Here is a 13,202-nt window from a genome sequence, read left to right as displayed (position 1 = left end):
GGCAATAAAAAACGCCAGCGCAAGGCTGGCGTTTTTCATGGCGGAAAGGCTCAGCCCAGCAGTGTGGCCCAGCCTTCTACGGCCTCGGCGCCCCACTTGGCTTTCCATTCCTTGAGGGTCTTGTGATTGCCGCCCTTGGTTTCGATCACTTCACCGTTGTGCGGGTTCTTGTACTGCTTGACCTTGCGAGCACGCTTGCTCACGTTGGCTTTTGCGGCACGCGGCGATTTGCTCAGCTTCGCGTCCGGATCGAGCAGGGCAATGACATCACGCAGGGACTTGCCGTAGCTGGCCATGAGTGCGCGAAGTTTCTCTTCGAACTCAAGCTCTTTCTTCAGCTTGTCGTCCTGCTCCAGGGATTTCAGGCGCTCCTGAAGTTCCTTGATGGCTTCTTCGGTAGCGCGGTACTCGTTGATCAGCGACATGTTGGGTACCTTGTTCTGGGTCCAGCGGTGGCGGAAAGTTTGTAGCAGACATAATAGTCAGCGAAGTTGTTCAAGTAAATGCTTGGGAAAAGTTTTGTCGGTAATTGTCGACTTGTTTAACTAGTTCATTCGTCGGTAATTAATCGCAGCACTCGCAATGCATCGAACTGGCTCTCGTCGGCGCACCGCGGCAATGGCTGATCTTTTCCCCTCGAGCCGCTAGAATGGCGGCCTTCGCGATGTATCTGGAGTACACCCATGCGCACTTTCCGACTGGTGATCGCCTGCCCCGACGGGGTCGGCATCGTCGCCAAGGTGAGTAATTTCCTGGCCACTTACAACGGCTGGATCACCGAGGCCAGTCACCATTCCGACAACGACAACGGCTGGTTCTTCATGCGGCATGAGATTCGTGCCGACTCCCTGCCGTTCGATATCGACGGTTTCCGCCAGGCCTTCGCACCGATTGCCCGCGAGTTCTCCATGGAGTGGCGTATCACCGACTCCTCGGTGAAGAAGCGCGTCGTGCTGATGGCCAGCCGCGAATCGCACTGCCTGGCGGACCTGCTGCACCGCTGGCACAGCGGCGAGCTGGACTGCGAGATTCCCTGCGTGATCGCCAACCACGATGACCTGCGCAGCATGGTGGAGTGGCACGGCATTCCGTACTTCCACGTCCCGGTGGACCCGAAGAACAAACAGCCGGCCTTCGAGCAGGTGTCGCGCCTGATCGACGAGCACCAGGCCGACAACGTGGTGCTGGCGCGCTACATGCAGATCCTGCCGCCGGACCTGTGCCAGAAGTACCGCCACCAGGTGATCAACATCCACCACAGCTTCCTACCGTCCTTCGTTGGTGCCAAGCCGTACCACCAGGCGTCGCTGCGTGGCGTGAAGCTGATCGGTGCGACCTGCCACTACGTGACCGAGGAGCTGGACGCCGGCCCGATCATCGAGCAGGACGTAGTGCGCATCAGCCACCGCGACAACATCGAAGACCTGGTACGCCTGGGCAAGGACGTGGAGAAACTGGTGCTGGCCCGCGGCCTGCGCTACCACCTGGAAGACCGCGTGCTGGTGCACGACAACAAGACCGTGGTATTCGACTGATCCACCCGGTTTCGTTCTAGACTGGGTACTCCGCATGCTCCCGCCGTCGCCTGACGGCAGGCGCTGCGCTCAACGGAGATGGTCAGCATGAGTGACCCGAAGAGCCCCGGCACCGCCACCCCGCCGCCCACCCTGGGCGAAGGCTGTACCAGCCGCTACGATCCCGAAGCCCTGAGCGACGAGGACGGCACCGAGTTTCCCGGCGCCGCTGAACTCTGGGATTCACTCAGACCAAAGGCGCCGTCCGAAGACGACAAGCCTTCCGGCGACTGATCCTCAGGCGCTTTCCCGCAGCCCCATCAGCTTGCGCAACAACGGCCGGCCCGCCATCAGGGCAAACACTGGCGCGCCCATCACCAGGTAGAAGTAGTAGGTCACCACGCGCCAGATCAGGATCGCTGCGGCTGCCGTGGACTTGCCCACCAGCGGGGCGAGCAGCGCGGCGCTGGTCAGCTCCGTGCCGCCGGCGCCTCCCGGCAGTAGCGTGGCGAGACCCGCGGCCAGCGACAGCAACTGGATCAGGAAGGCCCAGGCCCAGTGCAGGTCCACGCCCAGCGCCTTGAGGGTGATGTAGAGCACCGAGAAGCGCAGCACCCAGTGGCAGCAGGTGAAGAAGAAGATCAGCAGCAGCCGGCGCTTGGGCTGGCGCAGGCAGCTCACCAGGGTGTCGCGGAAGTGCAGGCATTTGCGCGCCCAGTGCAGGCGTGTGCGCGGTTTCATCCCCAGGCGCTCGAACAGCCGGCCGTTGGCCTTGATCACCCGGCGCTGGAAGCGCGCGAGCAGTACCACGCCGAAGAAGATCCCACCCAGCAGCACGCCGCTGGTGATCAGCGACGTCTCCAGGTTCGGACTGACGCTGTGTGACAGCGCCCACACCAGCACCGCCGCGAGTGCGCAGAGGAAGAACAGCAGGTCGCTCAACTGGTCCACGGCGAAGATCGCGCTGCTGTGCGCCGGGCGCATGCCGTGGCGGGCGAGCAGGGCCATCAGGGTGAGCGGGCCGCCGGTGCCGCCGGGGGTGGCGTAGAAGGCGAACTCCGAGGCCATGATGATGCCCACCGAGCGCACCTTGCCGATCTCGCCGGCGCGGCCGTTGAGCAGCACCCGCAGCTTCTGCGCGTTGATCAGCCAGCACAGGCAGATCATGCCGAACATGATCAGCAACTGGTCGAGGGGGAAGGCGAGGACATGCTCGAGCATCTCCCGGCCGCCGATGGCGAGGGGGATCAGCGAAGCGCCGATCAGGCCGAGCAACAGCCATGCGGCACGGCTCACGGGCGCACCTGCGACGGGGAAAACGGGACGAGCGAGGCGAAGCGGATAGGGAGTGCCTCCTGTCGGGATCGAACTGTCATGCTGAGTGGACCGTGATCGGCATGCTGCGTTCGCCTGACTTTGTGTGGGCAGGGCGCCGCCGCGAGGCGGCGCCCGGGGCTCACTCGGCGGGTTTGTCGGCCGCGGAGTCGTCGGCGCCCTGTTCCAGCGCCTTGTTTTCCCAGCCTTCTTCGCCGGGCAGGATCAGGTTCAGCAGGATGGCGACGATGGCGCACAGGGCGATGCCCTTCAGGCCGAAGTCGTCCGGGCCGGTGCCGGTGCCGATCAGCACGCCGCCGATGCCGAACACCAGGGTGACCGAGACGATGCACAGGTTGCGCGCCTGGGACAGGTCCACCTTGTGGCGGATCAGGGTGTTCATGCCCACCGAGGCGATGGTGCCGAACAGCAGGCAGAGGATGCCGCCCATCACCGGTACCGGGATGCTTTGCAGGATGGCGCCGAACTTGCCGACGAAGGCCAGGCTGATGGCGAACACCGCCGCCCAGGTCATGATCTTCGGGTTGTAGTTCTTGGTCAGCATCACCGCGCCGGTGACTTCGGCATAGGTGGTGTTCGGCGGGCCGCCGAACAGGCCGGCAGCGGAGGTGGCAATGCCGTCGCCCAGCAGCGTGCGGTGCAGGCCCGGGGTCTTCAGGTAGTTCTTGCCGGTCACGCCGCCCACGGCGATAACGCCGCCGATGTGCTCGATGGCCGGGGCCAGCGCCACCGGAACGATGAACAGGATGGCCTGCCAGTTGAATTCCGGGGCGGTGAACTTCGGCAGCTCCAGCCAGGGCGCAGCGACGATCTTCGCCACGTCGACCACGCCGAAGGCGAAGGAAAGGCCGTAGCCCACCAGCACGCCAGCGATGATCGGCACCAGGCGCAGCATGCCCTTGCCGAACACGGCGACGATCAGGGTGGTCAGCAGCGCCGGCATGGAGATGAACATGGCGGTCTTGTAGGGGATCAGCTCGGTGCCGTCTCCGGCCTTGCCCATCGCCATGTTGGCGGCGATGGGAGCCATGGCCAGGCCGATGGAGATGATCACCGGGCCGATGACCACCGGCGGCAGCAGGCGGTCGATGAAGCCAGTGCCCTTGACCTTCACCGCCAGGCCCAGGAAGGTGTAGACGAAGCCCGCCGCCACCACGCCGCCCATGGTCGCCGCCAGGCCGAACTGGCCCTTGGCGAGGATGATCGGGGTGATGAAGGCAAAGCTCGAGGCCAGGAACACCGGCACCTGGCGGCCGGTGACAATCTGGAACATCAGGGTGCCGAAGCCGGCAGTGAACAGCGCGACGTTCGGGTCCAGGCCGGTGATCAGCGGCATCAGCACCAGCGCGCCGAAGGCCACGAAGAGCATCTGTGCGCCAGAGATGATCTGGCGCCACAGCGGTTCGTTGAATTCATCGGCCATCTATCAGGTTTCCTTCTGCTTGGTGCCGAAGATCTTGTCACCGGCATCGCCCAGGCCCGGCATGATGTAGCCATTCTCGTTCAGGCACTGGTCGATGGAAGCGGTCAGGATGAGCACGTCCGGATGCGCATCGTTGACTGCCTTGATCCCTTCGGGAGCGGCCACCAGCACCATGGCGCGGATGTCCTTGCTGCCGGCTTTCTTGAGCAGGTCGATGGTGGCGACCATGGAGCCGCCGGTTGCCAGCATCGGGTCGATGATCAGCGAGCGGCGCTCGGCGATGTCCGGCGCGAGCTTTTCCAGGTAGGTGTGCGCTTCGAGGGTTTCCTCGTTGCGCGCCACGCCCACGGCGCTGACCTTGGCTCCCGGAATCAGGCTGAGCACGCCGTCGAGCATGCCGATGCCGGCGCGCAGGATCGGCACCACGGTGATCTTCTTGCCGGCGATCTTCTCGACCTGTACCGGGCCGGCCCAGCCTTCGATCTCGTAGTTTTCCAGGGGCAGATCCTTGGTCGCCTCGTAGGTCAGCAGGGCGCCCACTTCCTGGGCCAGCTCGCGGAAATTCTTGGTACTGATATCGTGACGGCGCATCAGTCCGATCTTGTGGCGGATCAGGGGATGGCGGATCTCGAGGACGGGCATGGATGGGTTCTCCGGACGGGCTGGCAAAAAAATTGCGGTAGCGTAATGCATCCTAGCTACCTTGGGCCACGATTGTCGGCGACATTCGTCCGCTGACCCTTGCTCCGTGGCACGCCGATAGGTACCTTTGCGCACTTTTTCACGGGAGAACCCCCATGTCCGTCGATCTCGCGCACATCCGCCAAGTCATGGCCGAAGCCGACTGCCTGTACACCAACGCCGAGGTAGAGGCCGCCATCGCCCGTGTGGCCGAGGCCATCAACGGCTCGCTGGCCGACACCAACCCGGTGGTGTTCTGCGTGATGAACGGTGGCCTGATCTTCTCCGGCAAGCTGCTTCCGCTGCTGAATTTCCCGCTGGAAGCCTCCTACCTGCATGCGACCCGTTACCGCAACGAGACCACCGGCGGCGAGCTGTTCTGGAAGGCCAAGCCGGAAATCTCCTTCATCGACCGCGAAGTGCTGATCATCGACGACATCCTCGACGAAGGGCACACCCTCTCGGCGATCATGGACTTCTGCAAGCATGCCGGCGCCAAGCGTGTGCACACCGCCGTGCTGATCGACAAGGACCACGACCGCAAGGCCCGTCCGGACCTGAAGGCCGACTACGTGGGCCTGTCCTGCATCGACCGCTACATCTTCGGCTACGGCATGGACTACAAGGGTTACTGGCGTAACGCCGCCGGTATCTTCGCCGTAAAAGGTCTCTGACGATGGGCGGGCCGCGTTTTCTCGACAGTGCGCTGTTCGACGAGGTCGCGGCCCGTGCTGCCGCCAGCCCCCGGCGCCGGCAGAACCACAACTTCCATGAGCAGACCGAGCCCTGCCATCGCCTGCTCAATGCGCTGCAACCCGACAGCTACATCCCGCCGCATTGCCACCGTCACCCGGACAAGGCCGAAAGCCTGCTGGTCGTGAAAGGCGCGCTGGGCCTGCTGATCTTTTCCGATAACGGCGAGTTGCTGACTACCCGCGTGCTGCGTGCCGGTGGCGACTGCGTCGGTGCGGACCTGCCGCCGGGTACCTTCCACGCCATCGTGGCGCTGGAGCCGGACAGCATCATGTTCGAAGCCAAGGCCGGCCCCTTCGTGCCGCTGAGCGAGGACGAGCGCGGGCAATGGGCGCCGCGCGAGGGTGAGACGGGCGCCGCCGAGTACCTGGACTGGATGCGTTCGCAGTTCCCAGCCTGATTCGAGAGGACGCCCGACGGGCGCGATTCGCGGGCATGGCCCGCACCTACACATCGAGTTATATCGATGCATGCATGGGCTGACTCGCATTTTTGCCGATGCATGCCCCGCCTATCCTGCGACCCTCACCAGACAACCGTCCGAGGTTCGCATGTCCCGTCTCCTTTATATCGATGGCCAATGGCAGCCCGCCGACAGCGGTGCCGTCCTGCGCCCGATCGCTCCCGCTACCCGTGAAGCGCTGCCGGAAGTCGCCTGCGCCGGTGTGTCCGACGTGGAGCGCGCCGTCGCTGCCGCCAAGCGCGCCTTCACTGACTGGAAGCTGACCAGCGCCGCCCAGCGCGCGGGCTACCTGCGCGCCTTCGCCGAACAGCTCGAAGCCCGCAGCGAAGCGCTGATCGCCCTGCAGATGCAGGCCAGCGGCAAGCCGCGCCTGGAAGCGGAAATCGATATCGGCGATGCCATTGCCACCTTCGCCTACTACGCCGAACTGGCCGACCAACTGGACGCCCGGCAGAACGCCGAGGTGGCCCTGCCGGACGCCGGCTACCGTTCGCAGACCCGCTTCGAGCCGATTGGCGTGGTCGGCCTGATCGTGCCCTGGAACTTCCCATTGGTGACCAGCGCCTGGAAAGTCGCGCCGGCCCTGGCGGCGGGCTGTACCGTGGTGCTCAAACCCTCGGAGATCACTCCGCTGATCGAACTGGTGCTGGGCGAGATCGCCGACGCCATCGGCCTGCCCGCCGGCGTGCTGAACCTGGTGCCGGGCCTGGCCGATGCCGGCGCAGCGCTGTGCAGCCATCCGGGCATCGCCAAGCTGTCCTTCACCGGCAGCAACGTCGTCGGCCGCAAGGTCATGGAAGCTGCTGCCGCGCGCACCCTGCCGGTGGGCCTGGAACTGGGCGGCAAGTCGCCGATCCTGGTGTTCGAGGACTGCGACCTGGACGAGGCCGTGCAGTGGATCATCGCCGGCGTCTACTGGAACGCCGGGCAGATGTGCTCCGCCACCTCGCGCCTGCTGGTGCAGGAATCCATCGCCGAGCCGCTGCTGGCGAAGCTGAAGGTCGCGGTGGAAGGCCTGCGCGTCGGTGACTCGCTGCTCGGCGAGACCGACATGGGCCCGATGACCAGCCAAGCGCAGTACCGCAAGGTGCTCGACTACTTCGCGGTGGCTCGCGACGAAGGCCTGGCCTGCCTGACCGGCGGCGAAGCAGCCGAGGGCTGGTTCATCCAGCCGACCGTGTACACCGACGTACCGGCTGACAGCCGCCTGTGGCGTGAGGAAATCTTCGGCCCGGTGCTGTGCGTGCGCACCTTCAGTGATGAAGCGGATGCACTGCGTCAGGCCAACGACAGCGATTTCGCCCTGGCCGCCACCGTGTGCAGCGCCGATCTCGAGCGCGCCCAGCGTGTCGCCGAGTGCCTGGAGGCTGGCAACGTCTGGCTGAACTCGCCGCAAGTGGTATTCCCGCAGACCTCCTGGGGCGGCGGCAAGCGCAGTGGCATCGGCCGCGAGCTGGGGCCGTGGGGCCTGTCGGCGTTCTTCGACATCAAGCACATCACCGCGCCGCGCTGACCGGCGCCACCCCGTGCTCCAGGCGCAGGTCCTCGACCAGCGCCTGGAGCGCTTCGTTGTGCCCCGGCTCGTCGCGCACCACCAGGCTGTGGGTGATGCCGTAACCGAGGCTGTCCGGCAGCAGCGCGCGCATCTCACCCTGTTCCACCCAGCGTTCGGCGTAGTGCGTGGGCAGGTAGCCCAGATGAGTGCCGCCGCGCACGGCGTGGAGCACCGCCTCCATGTGCTGGGCGAAGGCCGTGCTGCGTTGCGGGTCGGCGGGCAACTGTACGTCGGCCACCGCATAGCCGTGCTGGATCCAGTCGCAGCTTTCCAGCTCTGCGGCGTCTTTCACTGACCGGTCGAACAACGGATGCTCGCGCCCGCAGAACACCGCCACCCGCTCGTGGTACAGCGGCTCATAGCGCAGGTTCGGCAGGCGCCGGCTGAAGCAGGCGATGGCCAGGTGAAGGCGGCCGCTGAGCACCAGACGCTCCAGCTCGCTGGATGATTCGATGAGGAAGTGCAGGCGCACGTCCTGGTCGCGGTGGTTGAAGCGCGCCAGGGTCTGGTGGATGCGGGCGTCGGGAAGGGTGGCAATGTTGTCGGCCAGCCCCAGGTGCAGCTCACCGACCAGGCGCCCGGCGAGGGACTGCACCTGATCGCGGAAGTCGCCCAGCGCGGCGAACAGGCTCTGCGCATAGTCCAGTACCCGCTCGCCTTTCTCGGTCAGGCGGAAGCCGCTCTTGCCGCGTTCGCACAGGCGATAGCCCAGGCGCGTCTCCAGGCTGGCGATGTGCGTGCTGATGGTCGACTGGCCCATGCCCAGTTCGCCCTGCGCGGCGGAGAACCCGCCGCAGCGCACCACGCAGGCGAAGATGCGCAGCAGGCGCAGGTCGAGGTCGGAGACGTTGTGCAGCATGGCGGGTTTCGATTCGTGAAGGACGATGTGTCGAGGGTGTTGCTTCGAAGGCTATCAATGTATCGCTGCGCTTGCCACGTGTGCCTGTCGTGCCGCTTGGGGCGCATGCTAGAGTGCCTGGCCCTGTCCCGCGGAGGTGATGATGTCCATTCGCATGCCGGGCGCCGCGTTGGCGCTGCTGTTCTGCCTTCCTCTTGGCTTTGCCCCCTGCGTTTCTGGAGAGGCCGTTGCCGCGCCGATGCACAGCCAGTTCCTGCCGCCGGACGACGCCGGTCTGCGCCAGGGCGAGCCGGAGCAGCAGCAACTGCTGCAGGTCACTGAATACAGCGTGGTGCTGGGCAACCAGCGGCAGTCCAACCAGCAGCCGATCCCGATCACCACGCCGTCGCTGCTGCGCCTGAAGGGCAAGCCGCTGAACAAGGGAGCGCAGATCAGCCAGGTCGTCATCAGCTTCGACGCCGAGGGCAAGAGCCTGAAGAAGCCGGCCTACGACGAGAAGACCCGCGTGCTCAGCCTGTATTACCCGCAGGCGGCTTATCCACAGTTGCTCGACCTGGTGCGCAACGGCACCGTCTACGTGCAGTTCCTCACCTACGGCAACGGCCATATCTGGGCCGACCTGCATACCGGCGCGGTGCGTGCGCGTTGAGCCGCGCACGGCGCAGGGTTAAACTGCCCGACCCGTGGTGCCCGGCCTGAGCCGTTGCCGGCCGCGATCCCCGAGACAGCCGTAGAGAGAAGCGAGCGATGCGTAAAGACAAGAAGCAGGTGATTGGCGAAGAGATCAACGACGACGCCATCAAGCTGTTCCTCGACGTGGAACCGGCCGATGACACCCCGGCGTCCCTGCACAAGCTGGTCAAGGCCTACCGCGGCCTGCGCATCGACGACTTCGAGCGCTTCGTCGGCTTCTTCGTCGAAGCCGGTTACGACCTGTCCGCCAAGGATGCCCAGGGCCAGGACTTCATCGCCCTGATCCAGGACCAGCGCCAGGCCGAGCCTTACATCGAGGTGATCAAGGCCGCTCGCGGCTGATCGCTGCGAACCGCTGAAAAGCCCGCCTTGTGCGGGCTTTTTTGTTCGCGAGTTCAGCAGGGAAACTCGAAGTAGGATGGCGTGGAGCGCAGCGATACCCATCACTTCCGAGCTGCGGACCGCATGGGTATCGCTGCGCTCCACCCATCCTACGAACAGACTCGCCGGACACCTCCGCGAATCCCCGCCTAGACTTTCCCTCAGAACGATAACGACAAGGCGAGGACGAAGCCGTGCAAGTACAGCCCTATCTGTTTTTCCATGGTCGCGCCGAAGAGGCCATTGCCTTCTACCAACACGCAGTGGGTGCTCAGCTGGGGGCGCTGATGCGCTACGAGGAGGCACCCGGCCCCTCGCCGGTGCCCGATGGCTGGCTGGACAAGGTGATGCACGCCAGCCTGCAGATCGGCGAGACGGAAGTCTTCCTGTCCGATGGCCGCGGCGAGCACAACGCCGCTTTCAATGGTTTCTCCCTGCACCTGACGCTGCGCAGCGTGGTGGCGGCGGAGCAGGCATTTGCCGCCCTGGCGGAGGAGGGGCGGGTGGAGATGCCGTTGGAGAAGACCTTCTGGGCGCAGCGCTTCGGCATGCTTACCGACCGTTTCGGCGTCGGCTGGATGGTCAGCTGCCATTGACCGCTTCCGAACACAGAAACGAAAAAGCCCGCCGGACGGCGGGCTTTTTCATGGGTGCAGCACTCAGGACGCGGCGACGATCTGCAGACGGTCGGCGGTCATCTGGTTGACTTCGCGGTACACCGCGGCGTCGGTTTCCAGCTGCTTTTCGCGGGCCGGGAAGATCTCCTTGAGCTTCGCGGTCCACTCGGCCGACTTGTAGCGCTCGGGGAAGCAGCGCTCCAGCAGACCCAGCATGATCGACACGGTGACCGATGCACCCGGCGAGGCACCGAGAAGGGCGGCGATGCTGCCGTCCTGGGCCGCCACCAGTTCGGTACCGAATTGCAGGATGCCGCCTTTCTTCGGGTCCTTCTTGATGATCTGCACGCGCTGGCCAGCGGTTTCGAGGCGCCAGTCGGCCGGGTTCAGTTCCGGGTAGAACTTGCGCAGGGCTTCGATGCGCTGGTCCATGGACTGCATGACTTCCTTCACCAGGTAGCGGGTGAGGTCCATGTTGTCGCGGGCCACGGCGAGCATCGGCAGCAGGTTGCTGGTGCGCACCGAGAGCGGCAGGTCGAGGAACGAACCGTGGCGCAGGAACTTGGTGGAGAAGCCGGCGTACGGGCCGAACAGCAGGGAGGTCTTGCCCTCGACCACGCGGGTGTCCAGGTGCGGTACGGACATCGGCGGGGCGCCCACTTCGGCCTGGCTGTAGACCTTGGCCTGGTGGTGCTTGACCACTTCCGGGTTGTCGCAACGCAGCCACTGGCCGCTCACCGGGAAGCCGCCGAAGCCTTTGCTTTCCGGGATGCCGGACATCTGCAGCAGCGGCAGCGCGCCGCCGCCAGCGCCGAGGAAGACGAACTTCGCCTTGACCTTGCGGGCATCGCCGGTCTGGGTGTTCTTGATGTCCACCAGCCAGCCGTCGCCGGAGCGCTCGAGACCCACGACCTTCTGGAAGTAGCGGACTTCGCTGCCTTCGCGGCTGGAGAGGTAGCTCAGCAGTTGGTTGGTCAGGGCGCCGAAGTTGACGTCGGTACCGCTTTCTACGCGGGTCATCGCGACCTGCTCGTCGGCCGGACGGCCGGGAATGGTCAGCGGGGCCCAGTCGGCGATCTTCGCGCGGTCCTCGGTGTATTCCATCGAGGAGAAGGCATGGTGCTGGGCGAGCATCTCATGGCGCTTCTTCAGGAACGGAATGTCCTTGCCACGCACGAAGCTCATGTGCGGAACGGGATTGATGAAGTTGCGCGGTGCGCCGAAGGCGTCCTTCCCGGTCAGGTAGGCCCAGAACTGCTTGGACACCTCGAACTGGGCGTTGATGTTCACCGCCTTCTTGATGTCGATCGAGCCGTCAGCCGCCTGCGGGGTGTAGTTCAGCTCGCAGAGGCCGGCGTGACCGGTACCGGCGTTGTTCCACGGGTTGGAACTCTCGATGGCTCCGGATTCCTGAAGTTCGACGATCTCGAGCTTGACGCCGGGATCGACTTCCTTGAGCAGGACAGCCAGGGTTGCGCTCATGATGCCGGCGCCGACCAGCAGCACGTCCATCGATTCGATTTCGTTCTGCGCCATTAACGCGTCTCCAAAACTATCAGCAGCCAGTTGTGACTAGGGCCTTGCGCTCGTTGCGCGAAAGCCGCATGTCCGAATTCTTCTCAGGTCGCAAAGGACCTTTCGCGGAATGTCTCGGGCCGGGATCGGAGGAGGGGAAGTGCGCACCTTCTCGGCAGTCCTCGGCGGACGAATTCATCCGCAAGTGCATCCAAAAGTGGCGCTTATGCGCGGCTTCCGGTGCCGAAAAAGCGATTCAGTGCTGCGGGGTCAGACGTCAATGGTGCTACCAACGCAAAACTCTTCATTGCTCGCCACACTCTCGTGAAGTAGTGAAAAACCTTCGATCACGCTCTTTTGGAGGCGTGAAGCTCAAAGGGGATCGTCGTCGCGGGCCGGTCCGGTCTCCGTGCGGAGGGGGCGGCTGCATCCATGCCAAGTTCTGCGCAACGAACGTACAAAGCGCGACGGCCAGTGACCGAGGCGAGTGGCGACTCTCTTTGAGGGGTGGCAGAGGCGAGACACGGTGTGTCGGCATCGTGCGGGGCCCGACCAGGAGGCGTCCTTATAATCGGGGGGCGATTATAACGGCGAAACACAAAAAAAAGCTCTGCACCTTAGACTTTTTTCCTAGTGTCTACCCCTTGATTGACCATTTGTGCCCCTCCCGGTGCGTCTTGCCTGCAGGTGGGTCAAGGCGGCCTATCGACGCGCGGCGAGGGAACCCTGAGAACGGGTTCCGCGTCCAATGGCCAAGCGCTATCTGACCGCGCTGCCCGCCGGTATACTGCCGGCCATCGCTTACCCCATGGAGAGATGAGCATGCTGCCTCGCCTGTTGCTCGGCTTTATCGCTGCCGCCAGCCTGACCTTGACCGGCTGCGCCCTCAGCCCGCAACAACTCAACCCGACGCCCGAGTTCAAGGGCCCGGTCGCCGCCGTTGGCCAGGGCCAGCCGGTGGTGGTGAAAGTCGTCGACGGTCGCCCGAGCACCGCGCTGGGTACCCGTGGTGGCCTGTACTCGGAAACCAGCCAGCTGACCGTGCGCAGCGAAGACGTAATCCCCAAGCTGCAGCTGCAGGCTGAAACCGCCGTGCGCCTGCTGGGTTTCACCCCGTCGGCCAACGCCTACAACGCGCCACAACTGACCCTGACCCTGGCCGAGCTGAAGTACCAGTCGCCCAAGGAGGGCATGTACGTCACCGAGGCCGACATCGGCGCCACTTTCCGCGCCGATGTGCAGAGCGGCACCCGTCGCTACAGCGGCCGCTACGGCGCCTCGACCAACCAGCGTTTCGGCATGGCGCCCAACCAGGCGACCAACACCAAGCTGGTGAGCGACGTGCTCAGCGACGCGCTGACCCGCGTGTTCAAGGACCCGACCATCGGCCAGACACTGAACCAGCGCTGATCG

At 64.8% G+C, this 13,202-nt stretch carries 15 protein-coding genes; 9 read left to right on the top strand and 6 right to left on the bottom strand.

What is annotated here, in order from left to right; translation table 11 throughout:
* Positions 1-50 precede the first annotated feature (50 nt).
* On the bottom strand, positions 51-425 hold the full coding sequence (gene mvaT, locus IB275_RS25215) for a histone-like nucleoid-structuring protein MvaT (RefSeq protein WP_192292161.1): 375 nt from the start codon (positions 423-425) through the stop codon (positions 51-53).
* Positions 426-683: 258 nt separating this feature from the next.
* Here mvaT and purU point away from each other — a divergent pair, with 258 nt between their 5' ends.
* Together purU and IB275_RS25205 are read left to right on the top strand one after the other, a co-directional pair.
* Positions 684-1,535 (top strand): formyltetrahydrofolate deformylase, encoded by an 852-nt coding sequence (gene purU, locus IB275_RS25210; protein ID WP_017519713.1) that lies wholly within the window; start codon positions 684-686, stop codon positions 1,533-1,535.
* Positions 1,536-1,622: 87 nt separating this feature from the next.
* Positions 1,623-1,808, top strand: coding sequence for a hypothetical protein (locus IB275_RS25205; RefSeq protein WP_192292157.1), 186 nt, complete (start codon positions 1,623-1,625; stop codon positions 1,806-1,808).
* 3 nt (positions 1,809-1,811) lie between these two features.
* On the opposite strand, the gene gpgF is transcribed toward IB275_RS25205, so the two are convergent.
* From gpgF to upp, 3 genes are all read right to left on the bottom strand, one after another.
* Positions 1,812-2,810 carry a glucosaminyl phosphatidylglycerol flippase gene (gene gpgF / locus IB275_RS25200; protein WP_138216024.1) on the bottom strand — a complete coding sequence of 333 codons (999 nt, stop codon included), beginning with the start codon at positions 2,808-2,810 and terminating at the stop codon, positions 1,812-1,814.
* Positions 2,811-2,970: 160 nt separating this feature from the next.
* Positions 2,971-4,272 carry a uracil-xanthine permease family protein gene (locus tag IB275_RS25195; RefSeq protein ID WP_192292154.1) on the bottom strand — a complete coding sequence of 434 codons (1,302 nt, stop codon included), beginning with the start codon at positions 4,270-4,272 and terminating at the stop codon, positions 2,971-2,973.
* Between the two features lie 3 nt (positions 4,273-4,275).
* Positions 4,276-4,914, bottom strand: coding sequence for a uracil phosphoribosyltransferase (gene upp / locus IB275_RS25190; protein ID WP_081516307.1), 639 nt, complete (start codon positions 4,912-4,914; stop codon positions 4,276-4,278).
* 155 nt (positions 4,915-5,069) lie between these two features.
* Here upp and IB275_RS25185 point away from each other — a divergent pair, with 155 nt between their 5' ends.
* From IB275_RS25185 to IB275_RS25175, 3 genes are all read left to right on the top strand, one after another.
* The gene (locus tag IB275_RS25185; protein WP_017519718.1) at positions 5,070-5,627 is read left to right on the top strand and encodes a hypoxanthine-guanine phosphoribosyltransferase; all 558 of its coding nucleotides are present in this window, start codon (positions 5,070-5,072) and stop codon (positions 5,625-5,627) included.
* A 2-nt stretch (positions 5,628-5,629) separates the two neighbouring features.
* Positions 5,630-6,106 carry a WbuC family cupin fold metalloprotein gene (locus IB275_RS25180; RefSeq protein WP_192292151.1) on the top strand — a complete coding sequence of 159 codons (477 nt, stop codon included), beginning with the start codon at positions 5,630-5,632 and terminating at the stop codon, positions 6,104-6,106.
* Positions 6,107-6,257: 151 nt separating this feature from the next.
* On the top strand, positions 6,258-7,682 hold the full coding sequence (locus IB275_RS25175; RefSeq protein WP_192292148.1) for an aldehyde dehydrogenase family protein: 1,425 nt from the start codon (positions 6,258-6,260) through the stop codon (positions 7,680-7,682).
* On the opposite strand, the gene IB275_RS25170 is transcribed toward IB275_RS25175, so the two are convergent.
* Positions 7,666-8,583, bottom strand: a complete 918-nt coding sequence (locus IB275_RS25170) for a LysR family transcriptional regulator (RefSeq protein ID WP_192292145.1) — start codon at positions 8,581-8,583, stop codon at positions 7,666-7,668. The genes IB275_RS25175 and IB275_RS25170 overlap by 17 nt on opposite strands.
* Positions 8,584-8,821: 238 nt before the next feature.
* On the opposite strand from IB275_RS25170, the gene IB275_RS25165 reads away from it, so the two are divergent.
* The 3 genes from IB275_RS25165 to IB275_RS25155 all read left to right on the top strand — a co-directional run bounded on the left by IB275_RS25165 (position 8,822) and on the right by IB275_RS25155 (position 10,253).
* Positions 8,822-9,232, top strand: a complete 411-nt coding sequence (locus IB275_RS25165) for a hypothetical protein (protein WP_225607681.1) — start codon at positions 8,822-8,824, stop codon at positions 9,230-9,232.
* A gap of 98 nt (positions 9,233-9,330) precedes the next feature.
* Positions 9,331-9,618 (top strand): PA4642 family protein, encoded by a 288-nt coding sequence (locus tag IB275_RS25160; protein WP_017519723.1) that lies wholly within the window; start codon positions 9,331-9,333, stop codon positions 9,616-9,618.
* A gap of 233 nt (positions 9,619-9,851) precedes the next feature.
* A complete protein-coding gene (locus IB275_RS25155) occupies positions 9,852-10,253 on the top strand; it encodes a VOC family protein (protein WP_192292139.1) in 402 nt (133 codons plus the stop codon).
* A gap of 63 nt (positions 10,254-10,316) precedes the next feature.
* Here IB275_RS25155 and mqo read toward each other — a convergent pair whose 3' ends face one another.
* Positions 10,317-11,810: a malate dehydrogenase (quinone) gene (gene mqo / locus IB275_RS25150; RefSeq protein ID WP_151188254.1), complete on the bottom strand. Its 1,494-nt coding sequence runs from the start codon at positions 11,808-11,810 to the stop codon at positions 10,317-10,319.
* Positions 11,811-12,611: 801 nt separating this feature from the next.
* Between mqo and IB275_RS25145 the strand changes: the two genes are divergently transcribed.
* A complete protein-coding gene (locus IB275_RS25145) occupies positions 12,612-13,199 on the top strand; it encodes a YajG family lipoprotein (RefSeq protein WP_081516300.1) in 588 nt (195 codons plus the stop codon).
* The last annotated feature ends 3 nt before the right edge of the window (positions 13,200-13,202 follow it).

This window comes from Pseudomonas sp. PDM21 (assembly GCF_014852505.2).
Taxonomy (GTDB): domain Bacteria; phylum Pseudomonadota; class Gammaproteobacteria; order Pseudomonadales; family Pseudomonadaceae; genus Pseudomonas.
This window is presented reverse-complemented; position numbering and strand designations above follow the sequence as displayed.

What these genes read in the sequence shown, in the direction of transcription:
- mvaT (WP_192292161.1), bottom strand. Translation starts at nt 425, where the DNA reads ATGTCGCTGATCAACGAGTACCGCGCTACCGAAGAAGCCATCAAGGAA.
- purU (WP_017519713.1), top strand. Translation starts at nt 684, where the DNA reads ATGCGCACTTTCCGACTGGTGATCGCCTGCCCCGACGGGGTCGGCATC.
- IB275_RS25205 (WP_192292157.1), top strand. Translation starts at nt 1,623, where the DNA reads ATGAGTGACCCGAAGAGCCCCGGCACCGCCACCCCGCCGCCCACCCTG.
- IB275_RS25195 (WP_192292154.1), bottom strand. Translation starts at nt 4,272, where the DNA reads ATGGCCGATGAATTCAACGAACCGCTGTGGCGCCAGATCATCTCTGGC.
- upp (WP_081516307.1), bottom strand. Translation starts at nt 4,914, where the DNA reads ATGCCCGTCCTCGAGATCCGCCATCCCCTGATCCGCCACAAGATCGGA.
- IB275_RS25185 (WP_017519718.1), top strand. Translation starts at nt 5,070, where the DNA reads ATGTCCGTCGATCTCGCGCACATCCGCCAAGTCATGGCCGAAGCCGAC.
- IB275_RS25180 (WP_192292151.1), top strand. Translation starts at nt 5,630, where the DNA reads ATGGGCGGGCCGCGTTTTCTCGACAGTGCGCTGTTCGACGAGGTCGCG.
- IB275_RS25175 (WP_192292148.1), top strand. Translation starts at nt 6,258, where the DNA reads ATGTCCCGTCTCCTTTATATCGATGGCCAATGGCAGCCCGCCGACAGC.
- IB275_RS25170 (WP_192292145.1), bottom strand. Translation starts at nt 8,583, where the DNA reads ATGCTGCACAACGTCTCCGACCTCGACCTGCGCCTGCTGCGCATCTTC.
- IB275_RS25165 (WP_225607681.1), top strand. Translation starts at nt 8,822, where the DNA reads ATGCACAGCCAGTTCCTGCCGCCGGACGACGCCGGTCTGCGCCAGGGC.
- IB275_RS25160 (WP_017519723.1), top strand. Translation starts at nt 9,331, where the DNA reads ATGCGTAAAGACAAGAAGCAGGTGATTGGCGAAGAGATCAACGACGAC.
- mqo (WP_151188254.1), bottom strand. Translation starts at nt 11,810, where the DNA reads ATGGCGCAGAACGAAATCGAATCGATGGACGTGCTGCTGGTCGGCGCC.
- IB275_RS25145 (WP_081516300.1), top strand. Translation starts at nt 12,612, where the DNA reads ATGCTGCCTCGCCTGTTGCTCGGCTTTATCGCTGCCGCCAGCCTGACC.